Here is a 12,881-nt window from a genome sequence, read left to right on the forward strand (position 1 = left end):
TAATAGAGTAAATGCTTATTATAATAAATTTAAATTATTGATCTGGTGACCATACTAAAACATCATGGCCTTCTTTGTTGGCTTCTTCTAAATCAGTGAAACCATGTTTGATGAAAAATTGTTTTGATTGATTACGTGCAATTACTTTAATTGGTAATCCCTGATCCTTAGCGAAATCTAACAACGCTTTACCGTAACCTCGATTTTGGAAATCACGTAAAACCTCTAATTTCCACAATACATTATAATCGTCGAAATTAGGGAAGTGTTTCTCTTCTACATCACCTTTACGATATAGTGCCATCCTTGCACCTAATCGATCGCCGACATAAATGCCATAAAATGGTGAATCTGAACTTGCATCAATCATCTCACCGCGAAGCTCATCGACTAAATATAAATCTCCATTTCCAAAGTTCCTAAAATCTTCGAATAATTCGTCAGTTCTGTAATTAATATAAAGACGCTTTACGCTAGTCATTGCATCTTCCCCCTTTGTATTATTAAAGATTATTATACCTTATTTTATGACTTTTTTCACAAAAATGACTGCTTGAAACTCTATTTTGTTAATTTATTATCTTTTTTAAAACTATCTAAACATAAAAAAATTGAACAGTTGCAACATTAATGTTTAAGCGTATTGTATGGCTTCTATTTGAAAATTTGATATTTGTAAGCCGTATAATTGTCAATATTGGATATAAACTTTATACTGATTAGGAATAGAGTAACATAAGGAGAATTACGCATGGATTGTATGACGACAAAACTCAATGAAAAAGATCAATTTATATCAAAACTAAAAAAAAGTGATTCAACGCTAGGACAGTTTTACAACTTAGATGCCATGGATGGAAAGAGTTATTATGAACGCTTAACAGCTTCTAATAATGGCAGAGAAGTTGAATTAGCTAATATCATAAAAGAATATATGAGTGATTTATCTTTAACAGAACAACAAGAAAGAAACATTGCATTATTAAGTGACGGTGCGAAGGTGATTATTGGAGGGCAACAAGCCGGCTTGTTCGGTGGGCCATTATATACTTTCCATAAAATCTTTTCTATTATTACGTTAAGTGAGAAATTATCGAAAGAACATGATAAAAACGTGGTCCCTGTATTTTGGATTGCTGGGGAAGACCATGATTTTGATGAAGTTAATCATACTTATGCTTATAATACACAATATGCTAAATTGCAAAAAATAAAATATCATACAATGACACCTCCTGAAACTAGTGTTTCTAGGTATTATCCTGATAAAGAACAATTAAAAGAAACTTTACAACAGTTTTTTAAACAAATGACCGAAACAGCACACTCTAAACCATTATTAAAAATGTGTAATGACATTATTGAAGAGAATGATAGCTGGACAGATATGTTTAAAGCTTTGTTACACGAAGTATTTAAGTTTTATGGCTTGCTAATTATAGATGCAAATGATGCTAATTTAAGAAGTTTGGAACAACCATTTATAAAGCATATTATTGAACATCATAGTGAAGTAGATGAAGCGTTTAGAAATACACAAAAGCAAACCTTAGCAAGTGGATTAGAACAAATGATTCAAACAGATACGAATGTCCATATATTTATGAATGATGGCAATATGAGGCAATTATTAACTTTTAAAGATGATAAATTTTATTTGAATAAATCAGATAAATATTTTTCGAAAGAGGAATTATTAAAAATAGTAGATTCTGATCCGCAGCTCTTTTCAAATAATGTTGTTACTAGACCAGTTATGGAAGAATGGTTGTTTAATACAGTTGCTTTTGTGGGTGGACCAAGTGAAATTAAATATTGGACTGAATTAAGTGATGTATTTAAAACGTTAGATGTAACAATGCCGATTGTATTGCCACGTTTGCGTATTAGCTATTTATATGAGAGAACTGAAAAACTAATTCAACAATATCAATTAGATAGAAATTCAATTATCGAAAAAGGTATTGAAGATGATAAAGCGCAGTTCGTGCGTGCTCAAGCTTCACAAGAGTTTATAAATCAAATAGAGCAGTTGAAAGAACAACAATATCAGTTATATCAAACATTGCAAGCTGAAGTAGCTAATAGCAATGATAATAAACAATTATTGGATAAAAATAATGAAATACACCAGAAACAATATGATTATTTAATTAACAGATATTTATTAAATATAGAACGAGAAAATAAAATTAGCATTAAACATTTTAAAGAATTAAGTGAAGTTCTCCATCCAATGGGAGGATTACAAGAAAGAATCTGGAATCCGCTACAAATTATGAATGATTTTGGGATGGATGTGTTCAGTCCCTCCACCTATCCACCACTTTCTTACACTTTTGACCATATCATCATTAAACCTTAGAGCCACAAGCTTTAGCTCGATTCATCAAAAAGATGAATCGGGCATTTTTTTATGTAAAACGATAAATTTTGGCGAATATTGTATAATTAGTGGAGGATAGTGGTGAGATGTGGTAAATTATATATATGAGAAGGTGAGGTGATTATAAATGTTCATGGGAGAATACGAACATCAGTTGGATACAAAAGGACGCATGATTGTTCCATCAAAATTTCGTTATGACTTAAATGAACGTTTTATAATCACTCGAGGCCTTGATAAATGTTTATTTGGTTATACTTTGGAAGAATGGCAAGTTATTGAAGAAAAAATGAAAACCTTACCAATGACTAAAAAAGATGCACGTAAATTTATGCGTATGTTCTTTTCTGGTGCTGTTGAAGTGGAACTTGATAAACAAGGGCGTATTAACATTCCGCAGAACTTACGCCAATATGCAAACTTAAGTAAGGAATGTACAGTAATAGGTGTCTCAAATAGAATAGAAATTTGGGATAGAGAAACTTGGAACAGCTTCTATGATGAATCTGAAGATAGTTTTGAAGATATTGCTGAAGACTTAATTGACTTTGATTTTTAATATGGAGGCGTTATTTTGTTTCATCATGTCAGCGTAATGCTCAAAGAGACCATTGATTATTTGAATATAAAAGAAGATGGCGTGTATGTCGACTGTACATTAGGTGGAGCAGGTCATGCACTATATTTAATAAATCAACTAGGTGACAAAGGAAGACTGATAGCAATAGATCAAGATACTACAGCTATTGAAAATGCAAAAGAAGTTTTAAAAGATCATTTGCATAAAGTAACCTTTGTCCATAACAACTTTAGAAAATTAACTGAAATTTTAAATGATTTGAATATTGAAAAAGTTGATGGTATTTATTACGACTTAGGTGTCTCTAGCCCACAGCTAGACGTACCTGAGCGCGGTTTTAGTTATCATCACGATGCGAAGTTGGATATGCGTATGGATCAATCCCAATCACTATCAGCCTATGAAGTCGTTAATGATTGGGAGTTTGAAAAATTAGTGAAAATTTTCCATCGCTATGGCGAAGAGAAATTTGCTAAACAAATTGCCCGACGCATTGAACAAAACAGGGAACAACAGCCAATCGAAACGACATTAGAACTTGTTGATGTCATAAAAGAAGGTATACCTGCCAAAGCAAGGCGAAAAGGTGGGCATCCAGCAAAAAGAATTTTCCAAGCAATTAGAATAGCGGTAAATGATGAATTATCATCATTTGAAGACTCATTAGAACAAGCGATAGATTTAGTAAAAGTAGATGGTAGAATTTCAGTCATAACCTTCCATTCATTGGAAGATCGTTTATGCAAGCAAATGTTTCAAGAGTACGAAAAGGGGCCAGATGTACCAAGGGGATTGCCAGTCATACCCGAAGCATACACACCTAAATTGAAACGCGTTAACCGTAAACCTATTACCGCTACTGATGAAGATTTAGAAAATAATAATAGAGCGCGTAGTGCGAAGTTACGTGTTGCAGAAATATTAAAATAAGGAGTGAATGTTGAGTGGCAGTAGAAAAGATATATCAACCTTATAATGAACCAGAAACACAAATTCCTGAGTCGCAACCGTCGACCCAGCCCAAAACCGTAAAACGCAAAGTCGTAGTTAAACTTACAAAATTTGAGAAAATGTTATACATAGGACTTATAACAGTAATTGCATTAATAAGTATTTATATGCTATCTTTAAAAATGGATGCGTATGATACTCGAGGAAAAATTGCAGATTTAGATACAAAAATCGAAAAACAATCAAGTGAAAATAGCGCAATAGAATCTGAAATTAAAAAGAACTCTTCATATGAACGCATTTACGATAAGGCCAAAAACGAAGGAATGAGCCTTAAGAACGACAATGTAAAGGTAGTGCGTAATAATGGCGAAGCGAAAAATTAGATTAAAAAAACCAAAGTTTCTTATTAAACAAAGTAAAATAGGGGCAGTCCTACTCATTCTTGGATTCGGACTGCTCTTTTTTACGTTGGTTTTAAGATACTCATATATAATGTTAACTGGACATTCTTCAGGCGAAGATTTAATTATGAAGGCAAACGAAAAGTATTTAGTTAATAGCCAGCAACAACCTGAACGTGGAAAAATCTATGACCGAAATGGAAAAATTTTGGCAGAAGATGTAGAACGGTATAAAGTCGTTGCTATCATTGATAAAAAAGCAAGTGAAGGTAGCGATAAGCCGAAACACGTTACAGATAAGAAGGAAACTGCTAAGAAATTAGCAACGGTCATTGATATGTCAGCTAAAGAGATTGAAGACAAATTAGATAATAAAAAAGCGTTCCAAGTTGAATTTGGACAAAAAGGAACTGATTTAACATATCAAGAAAAAGAAAAAATTGAAAAAATGAAGTTACCTGGCGTAACGCTTTATCCAGAGACTGAACGTTTTTACCCTAATGGAAATTTTGCATCACATTTAATTGGAATGGCTCAGAAAGATCCGGATAGCGGTGATTTAAAAGGTGCTATGGGCGTTGAGAAAATTTTTGATAGTTATTTATCTGGACAAAAAGGTGCATTATCTTATATCCATGATATTTGGGGCTATATTGCACCTAATACTAAAAAAGAAAAAACACCTCAACGTGGTGATGATGTACATTTAACTCTAGATTCTAATATTCAAGTATTTGTTGAAGAGGCTTTAGATGGCATGGTCGAACATTATAAACCGAAAGATTTATTCGCTGTGGTAATGGATGCACATACTGGTGAAATACTAGCGTTTAGTCAGCGACCTACTTTTAATCCAGAAACAGGAAAAGACTTTGGTAAGAAATGGGCGAATGATTTATATCAAAACACGTATGAGCCTGGTTCAACCTTTAAGTCTTACGGCTTAGCAGCTGCTATTCAAGAAGGGAAATTTGACCCAGATAAAAAATATACAGCTGAACCTAGAGAAGTCATGGGATCAAAAATTTCTGACTGGAACAAAGTGGGTTGGGGAGAAATTCCAATGTCACTAGGATTCACGTATTCATCTAATACACTAATGATGCATCTGCAAGATTTAGTTGGTGCAGATAAAATGAAAGACTGGTATGAGAAATTCGGTTTCGGCCAATCTACAAATGGTATGTTTGATGGTGAAGCAACTGGCGGTATCGCTTGGGATAATGAAGCGCAACAGAAAACTTCTTCATTCGGGCAATCTACCACGGTAACACCTGTGCAAATGCTTAAAGCACAATCTGCCTTCTTTAACGGTGGTAATATGATTAAACCTTGGTACGTTGATAACATAACGAACCCTGTTAGCAAAGATACTTTTTATAAAGGCAAGAAAGAATATGATGGTAAACCTATAACGAAAGATACTGCTAAAAAAGTGCGTACTGAGCTAGATAAAGTTATAAATAGTGAAGATAGCCATGCTAAGAACTATAAAATTGATGGTTATGATGTTGCAGGTAAAACAGGTACAGCACAAGTTGCGGACCCGGACAATGGTGGTTATGCAGAAGGTGAAAACCCATATTTTGTTAGCTTTATAGGTGATGCACCAAAAGATGATCCTGAGGTAATCGTTTATGCTGGCATGAGTTTAGCCCAAAAAAATGATCAAGAAGCCTATGAAATGGGTGTAAGTAAAGCATTTAAACCTATTATGGAAAATACACTCAAATACCTAAATGTTGGAGATAAAAATTCTAAAGACAAGTCAGATGTGAAATATAGTGAAGTTCCTAACGTTGAAGGACAAGAAATTCAAAAAGCGCAAGATAAACTAAACGGTAAGTCTCTAAAACCAATAGTTATTGGTAATGGAGAAAAAGTTACTAAGCAATCTGTGAGCGCTAATAAAGAAGTGTTGCCTAACACTAAAGTATTATTACTGACAGATAGTGATGTTACAATGCCTGATATGACAGGTTGGTCGAAAGAAGAGGTTGTCGCATTTGAGTTACTTACTAAGACTAAAGTAACAACAAAAGGTAGCGGATTTGTATCGAACCAATCAGTAACTAAAGGACAAAAAATAAGTAGCAAAGATAAAATTGAAGTAACGTTATCATCGGAAGATGTAAACGGTCAAACTTCAAAAGCTGAATCTGATTCGAAAAAAGACTCAGATGACAATAAAGATTCAAAAGACAACAAGGATTCAAAAGATAAAGAAGAAAACAAAGACTCAGGTGACAATAAAGATTCAAAAGACAATGAATCATAACCTGAGCTAAGTTGATTATTCTTAATGTGAACATTTCATTAGAATTTAAAACTTATTATGTAATCAATTTTGAGGTGGAAATAGAAGTAGACTAATCATTGAACGTTGTAATAAAGTAGCAACAGTTTCAATTGATTAGCTACTAATCTCAATACATATATATGGCTAACTGAAGAGCATAACGACTTAATCCAATTAAATAAATAAAGGAGCACAATATGGTTTATTTACTCGCAATTATCGCACTGTTAATCACGTTTATATTAGTTCCAGTGCTAATACCAACATTGAAACGAATGAAATTTGGACAAAGTATTAGAGAAGAAGGCCCACAGAGCCACATGAAGAAAACAGGTACACCTACTATGGGTGGATTAACTTTTCTCATTAGTATTATTGTAACTTCAATTTTAGCAATCATTTTTATGGATAATTCTAATCCTGTTATCTTGTTATTATTTGTAACAGTAGGTTTTGGTTTGATTGGATTTATTGATGATTACATCATCGTTGTAAAGAAAAACAATGAAGGTTTAACAAGTAAACAAAAATTCTTAGCTCAAATAGGTATCGCAGTTATCTTTTTTATTTTAAGCCAAGTATTTAACTTAACTGATTTTTCTACTGGAATTCATTTGCCTTTTACAAATATTGAAGTACCACTTTCAATTGCGTATGTAATTTTCATAGTCTTTTGGCAAGTAGGGTTTTCAAATGCAGTTAATTTAACAGATGGATTAGATGGACTAGCGACAGGATTATCTATCATTGGCTTTGTAATGTATGCAATTATGGCTTACATACAAGGTGCAACATCTATCGGATTGTTCTGTGTGATTATGATTTTTGCATTGATTGGTTTCTTACCATTCAATTTAAATCCGGCTAGAGTCTTTATGGGAGACACGGGCAGTCTAGCATTAGGTGGGATATTTGCTACTATTTCTATTATGCTAAACCAAGAATTGTCACTGATTTTCATTGGTTTTGTATTTGTGGCAGAAACCTTATCAGTTATGATACAGGTAACTTCATTCAAATTGACTGGAAAACGTATTTTCAAAATGTCACCACTACATCATCATTTCGAATTAATTGGTTGGAATGAGAAGAAAGTAACGACAGTATTCTGGACAGTAGGCTTGATTACAGGACTCATCGGTTTATGGATTGGAGTGAACTAAATTGCTGAAATATACAGAATTAGAAAATAAAAATGTATTAGTTATTGGATTAGCGAAAAGTGGTTATGAAGCTGCGAAATTATTAAAAAAACTTGGTGCAAATGTAATCGTCAATGACGGTAAAGATTTGAGTCAAGATGCACATGCAATAGATTTAGAAAATATGGGAATTACTGTAATTGGTGGAGAACACCCACTTTCCTTGTTAGATAGTAATCCTATTATTTTTAAAAATCCGGGCATTCCATATAATGTTCCACTGATAGAAGCAGCAACTGAAAAAGGATTAAAAATATTAACTGAAGTAGAACTCAGTTATTTAATATCAGAAGCACCAATTATCGGTGTGACTGGTACAAATGGTAAAACTACAGTTACTTCATTAATTGGAGATATGTTTCAAAAAAGCAGAGTAACAGGTAAGCTATCAGGTAATATTGGCTATGTGGCTTCAAAAATAGCACAAGAAGTCACAGCTAATGACTATTTGATTACGGAGTTATCGTCTTTCCAATTACTTGGTATCGATAAGTATAAACCGCATATAGCTATAATTACGAATATATATTCAGCACATCTTGATTATCATGAATCACTAGAAAATTATCAAAATGCTAAGAAAAAAATATATATTAATCAAACTGAAAATGATTATTTAATTTGTAATTATCATCAACGTCACTTAATCGAATCTGAGTCACTGAAAGCAAAAACGTATTATTTTTCAACACATCAAGAAGTAGACGGAATTTATGTTGAGAGTGGCTACATTGTATTCAAAGGATTTAGAATAATTCATATAGATGATCTTGTGCTTCCTGGTGAACATAACTTGGAAAATATTCTTGCTGCAGTGTTAGCAGCATTACTTTCTGGAGTTTCTGTTAAAGCAATTATTGATAGTTTGACATCATTCTCAGGTATTGAACACCGCTTACAATATATTGGAACGAATAAAACAAATAAGTACTACAATGATTCAAAAGCTACGAATACATTGGCTACACAATTTGCATTAAATTCATTTAAACAACCAATCATTTGGTTATGTGGTGGGTTAGATCGTGGCAATGACTTTGATGAACTTATTCCACATATGAAAAATGTAAGAGTTATGGTAACTTTTGGTGAGACAAAAGAAAAATTCGTGAAGTTAGGTGAAAGTCAAGGTAAGTACGTCATTACAGCTTCCGATGTTCAAGATGCCGTAGATAAGATACAGTCTGTCATAGAACCAAATGACGTGGTATTATTATCGCCAGCATGTGCAAGTTGGGATCAGTACAATACTTTTGAAGAGCGTGGGAATAAATTTATTAAGAGTTTCCAAGCTAATTTACCTTCTTTTTAAAGGGTGTGATATTAAATGTCTGACAAAGTTAGTGAATTTGACTCTGATTACTTAAAAGAGAAACGAGCAAAAAGACGGAAAAGACAAAAGCAAATTCAATATTCAGTATTTGGTGTTTTATTATTTATAATTATTTTAATATTGATTTATATGTTTACACCTTTGAGTAAGATTAGTAGTGTAGAGATTAGCGGGAATGATAATACATCTAAGAATGCAATTAATAGAGCTATAAACGTAAAAGACAATTCGAGAATGTACACTTATAGCACGACTAATGCTCAAAACAAACTTGAAGAAAGTACACTTATTAAAAGTGCAGAAGTAAAAAAACATTTTCCGAATAAGTTAACTGTGAAAATGTCAGAAAAGAAAATTGTGGCTCTAACTAAAAAGAAAGATAAATATGTACCTGTTTTAGAAGACGGTACAGAGTTAGAAGACTATGATGGTAACGCTACTGATAATGGACCAATTCTTGAAGGATTTGAAAAAGATAAAAAAGAAAAGATTATACAAGCGCTTTCTGAAATGCCTGCAAAGGTTAGAGGGATGATAGCAGAAATTAAATTTGATCCTCAAGAAAATGCACAAAATCAAATCAAATTATTCACAACAGATGATATTCAAATTCTTGGTAATTTAAATACAATTGGCAAAAAAATGAAATACTATCCACAAATGTCACAATCATTAGAACGTGATGAATCTGGAGAATTAAAAAAAGCAGGGTATATTGATTTATCAGTAGGTGCATCGTTTATTCCATATAGTGGTGGTAGCACTGCAAAATCTTCAAGTGATCAAAATGTGGATAAGGGTACAACAGAAGAAGATAAGGCAAAAGATGAGCTTCAAAGTGCATTAAATAAGATTAATAAGAAAACGGACAAAAATAATTAAAAAATTTCGACAAATACTTATCTTTATAGTTCACAAGCGTCAAAACCTATTGTAAACTATTAATAGTGTGAATTTGAATAAGTTATTGTCAGGAGGTGCCTATCTATGGAAGAGCATTATTACGTAAGTATAGATATCGGTTCATCGAGCGTTAAAACGATAGTAGGCGAGAAATTTCACAACGGTATAAATGTGATAGGTACAGGACAGACCTACACAAGTGGGATTAAAAATGGTCTTATTGATGATTTCGATATTGCTAAACAAGCAATTAAAGATACAATCAAGAAAGCCTCTATTGCTTCAGGAGTAGATATTAAGGAAGTATTTTTAAAACTGCCTATTATCGGAACAGAGGTATTTGATGAATCTAATGAAATAGAATTTTATGAAGATACTGAATTAGATGGTACACATATTGAAAGTGTACTTGAAAGTATTCGCGATAAAAATGATGTACCAGAAACTGAAATCATTAACGCATTCCCAATTAAATTTATTGTTGATGGCGAGAATGAAGTTTCTGATCCAAAAGAACTGATTGCTAGACATAGTCTGAAAGTTGAAGCTGGTGTTATTGCAATACAAAAATCAATATTAATTAATATGATTAAATGTGTTGAATCATGTGGTGTGGATGTACTTGATGTATATTCAGACGCATATAACTATGGCTCAGTACTTTCAGTTACTGAAAAAGAATTAGGCGCATGTGTAATCGACATTGGTGAAGATATCACGCAACTTGCATTTTACGAGCGTGGTGAATTAGTTGATGCAGATGCATTAGAAATGGCAGGTCGAGATATTACTGAAGATATAGCTACAGGCTTAAATACTTCATATGAGACTGCTGAAAAAATTAAACATCAATATGGACACGCTTTCTTTGACTCTGCTTCTGATCATGATGTGTTTACCGTTGAACAAGTCAATAGTGACGAAGAAGCGGAATTCACCCAAAAAGATTTAGCAGACATAATTGAAGCACGCGTCGAAGATATTTTCTTTAATGTGTTTGAAGTGTTACAAGAATTAGGACTTACAAAAGTAAATGGTGGTTTTGTTATCACAGGTGGTTCTGCAAACTTATTAGGAGTTAAGGAATTGCTTCAAGATATGGTGAGTGAGAAAGTGAGAATTCACACACCATCACAAATGGGTATTAGAAAACCTGAGTTCTCATCAGCAATTTCAACAATTTCTAGTAGCATTACTTTCGACGAATTACTAGATTATGTTACAATTAGTAATCATGACAGTGAAGAATTCGAGGAAGAAGTCATCGAATCTGATGAAAGAGAACATAGTACAAAATCAAGTGGATTTGATTGGTTTAAGAAAAAATCGAACAAACATGAAGAGCCTCAAACGTCATCAACTGAGTCAAGAGAAGCAACTAATGCTGTTGAAACAGAAGAAGAGCCAGAGGTGTACGATAACGAAGTAAACATCGATCATGATGAAGAACGTAAACCTCAAGACAAAGAAGAAGGTAAATTCAAAAAACTTATGAAATCTCTATTCGATTGATTGGCCATTAAAACTAGGAGGAAATATAAATGTTAGAATTTGAACAAGGATTTAATCATTTAGCGACGTTAAAAGTCATCGGTGTAGGGGGCGGCGGTAATAACGCTGTAAACCGTATGATTGACCATGGTATGAATAATGTTGAATTTATTTCAATTAATACGGATGGACAAGCTTTAAATTTATCAAAAGCTGAGTCTAAAATCCAAATTGGTGAAAAATTAACACGTGGTTTAGGTGCTGGTGCCAACCCTGAAATTGGTAAAAAAGCTGCTGAAGAGTCACGTGAACAAATTGAAGATGCTATCCAAGGTGCCGATATGGTATTCGTAACTGCTGGTATGGGTGGCGGTACTGGTACAGGTGCTGCTCCAGTTGTAGCAAAAATTGCTAAAGAAATGGGCGCATTAACAGTAGGCGTTGTAACACGTCCGTTTGGTTTTGAAGGCCGTAAACGTCAAACACAAGCTGCAGCTGGTGTTGAAGCTATGAAAGCTGCTGTTGATACATTAATCGTTATTCCTAATGATCGTTTATTAGACATCGTTGATAAATCAACTCCAATGATGGAAGCGTTCAAAGAAGCAGATAACGTGTTACGTCAAGGTGTTCAAGGTATCTCTGACTTAATCGCTGTATCTGGTGAAGTTAACCTAGACTTTGCAGACGTTAAAACAATTATGTCTAACCAAGGTTCAGCTTTAATGGGTATTGGTGTTTCTTCAGGTGAAAATCGTGCAGTAGAAGCAGCTAAAAAAGCAATTTCTTCACCTTTATTAGAAACTTCTATTGTAGGTGCACAAGGTGTACTTATGAATATTACAGGTGGAGAATCATTATCACTTTTCGAAGCGCAAGAAGCAGCAGATATTGTGCAAGATGCAGCAGACGAAGATGTAAATATGATTTTTGGTACAGTAATTAACCCAGAATTACAAGATGAAATCGTTGTAACAGTTATTGCAACTGGTTTTGAAGATAAACCTTCATCACAAGGTCGTAAAGCTTCGAACACTGGTTTTGGTAATAGTGCAACAAGCGGAAGTACTACTAAAGAAGACACAATTTCTTCAAGTTCAGTAAGTGCTTCACAAGCATCGTCAGATAGTGCTAGTGAAAGTAGAGCCCACACAACTAACGAAGATGATATTCCAAGTTTCATCAGAAATAGAGAAGAAAGACGTTCAAGAAGAACTAGACGTTAGTCGCAACAATTTTTGTAGACTAAATTAAATAATAAAGTGTCATCAGGTCAGTAGATCTGATGACTTTTTTAAATTTAAGTAATAATAAAATGTTGCTTTTATATAT

11 protein-coding genes are annotated in these 12,881 nt (G+C 33.4%); 10 read left to right on the forward strand and 1 reads right to left on the reverse strand.

Annotation, left to right across the window (positions count from 1 at the left end; translation table 11 throughout):
• Nucleotides 1-34: 34 nt before the first annotated feature.
• A complete protein-coding gene (locus tag ACSUE0_RS10675) occupies nt 35-481 on the reverse strand; it encodes an N-acetyltransferase (RefSeq protein WP_436957325.1) in 447 nt (148 codons plus the stop codon).
• Nucleotides 482-751: 270 nt separating this feature from the next.
• Here ACSUE0_RS10675 and bshC point away from each other — a divergent pair, with 270 nt between their 5' ends.
• The 10 genes from bshC to ftsZ all read left to right on the forward strand — a co-directional run bounded on the left by bshC (nt 752) and on the right by ftsZ (nt 12,775).
• Complete coding sequence (gene bshC / locus ACSUE0_RS10680; protein WP_119613809.1) at nt 752-2,365, forward strand: bacillithiol biosynthesis cysteine-adding enzyme BshC; 1,614 nt, start codon at nt 752-754, stop codon at nt 2,363-2,365.
• A gap of 148 nt (nt 2,366-2,513) precedes the next feature.
• A complete protein-coding gene (mraZ, locus tag ACSUE0_RS10685) occupies nt 2,514-2,945 on the forward strand; it encodes a division/cell wall cluster transcriptional repressor MraZ (RefSeq protein ID WP_017724208.1) in 432 nt (143 codons plus the stop codon).
• 15 nt (nt 2,946-2,960) lie between these two features.
• Nucleotides 2,961-3,896 carry a 16S rRNA (cytosine(1402)-N(4))-methyltransferase RsmH gene (gene rsmH, locus ACSUE0_RS10690; protein ID WP_107531865.1) on the forward strand — a complete coding sequence of 312 codons (936 nt, stop codon included), beginning with the start codon at nt 2,961-2,963 and terminating at the stop codon, nt 3,894-3,896.
• Between the two features lie 14 nt (nt 3,897-3,910).
• Nucleotides 3,911-4,303, forward strand: a complete 393-nt coding sequence (gene ftsL / locus ACSUE0_RS10695; RefSeq protein WP_017724210.1) for a cell division protein FtsL — start codon at nt 3,911-3,913, stop codon at nt 4,301-4,303.
• Complete coding sequence (locus ACSUE0_RS10700) at nt 4,284-6,599, forward strand: penicillin-binding protein (RefSeq protein WP_436957327.1); 2,316 nt, start codon at nt 4,284-4,286, stop codon at nt 6,597-6,599. Before ftsL ends, ACSUE0_RS10700 begins: the two co-directional genes overlap by 20 nt.
• Nucleotides 6,600-6,817: 218 nt before the next feature.
• Entirely contained in the window at nt 6,818-7,783 is a 966-nt protein-coding gene (gene mraY / locus ACSUE0_RS10705; RefSeq protein ID WP_119613807.1) for a phospho-N-acetylmuramoyl-pentapeptide-transferase, read from the forward strand.
• Between the two features lies 1 nt (nt 7,784).
• The gene (gene murD / locus ACSUE0_RS10710; RefSeq protein ID WP_119613806.1) at nt 7,785-9,134 is read left to right on the forward strand and encodes a UDP-N-acetylmuramoyl-L-alanine--D-glutamate ligase; all 1,350 of its coding nucleotides are present in this window, start codon (nt 7,785-7,787) and stop codon (nt 9,132-9,134) included.
• A gap of 15 nt (nt 9,135-9,149) precedes the next feature.
• A complete protein-coding gene (locus ACSUE0_RS10715; protein WP_119613805.1) occupies nt 9,150-10,037 on the forward strand; it encodes a cell division protein FtsQ/DivIB in 888 nt (295 codons plus the stop codon).
• 105 nt (nt 10,038-10,142) lie between these two features.
• Nucleotides 10,143-11,570: a cell division protein FtsA gene (gene ftsA, locus ACSUE0_RS10720; protein WP_017724215.1), complete on the forward strand. Its 1,428-nt coding sequence runs from the start codon at nt 10,143-10,145 to the stop codon at nt 11,568-11,570.
• A gap of 29 nt (nt 11,571-11,599) precedes the next feature.
• Entirely contained in the window at nt 11,600-12,775 is a 1,176-nt protein-coding gene (ftsZ, locus tag ACSUE0_RS10725; RefSeq protein WP_119613804.1) for a cell division protein FtsZ, read from the forward strand.
• The last annotated feature ends 106 nt before the right edge of the window (nt 12,776-12,881 follow it).

The sequence above is a fragment of the Staphylococcus sp. AS1337 genome (assembly GCF_051408735.1).
Lineage (GTDB): Bacteria > Bacillota > Bacilli > Staphylococcales > Staphylococcaceae > Staphylococcus > Staphylococcus xylosus_B.

Coding starts and splice junctions, on each gene's coding strand:
- ACSUE0_RS10675 (WP_436957325.1), bottom strand. CDS start 481: ATGACTAGCGTAAAGCGTCTTTATATTAATTACAGAACTGACGAATTA.
- bshC (WP_119613809.1), top strand. CDS start 752: ATGGATTGTATGACGACAAAACTCAATGAAAAAGATCAATTTATATCA.
- mraZ (WP_017724208.1), top strand. CDS start 2,514: ATGTTCATGGGAGAATACGAACATCAGTTGGATACAAAAGGACGCATG.
- ACSUE0_RS10700 (WP_436957327.1), top strand. CDS start 4,284: ATGGCGAAGCGAAAAATTAGATTAAAAAAACCAAAGTTTCTTATTAAA.
- mraY (WP_119613807.1), top strand. CDS start 6,818: ATGGTTTATTTACTCGCAATTATCGCACTGTTAATCACGTTTATATTA.
- ACSUE0_RS10715 (WP_119613805.1), top strand. CDS start 9,150: ATGTCTGACAAAGTTAGTGAATTTGACTCTGATTACTTAAAAGAGAAA.
- ftsA (WP_017724215.1), top strand. CDS start 10,143: ATGGAAGAGCATTATTACGTAAGTATAGATATCGGTTCATCGAGCGTT.
- ftsZ (WP_119613804.1), top strand. CDS start 11,600: ATGTTAGAATTTGAACAAGGATTTAATCATTTAGCGACGTTAAAAGTC.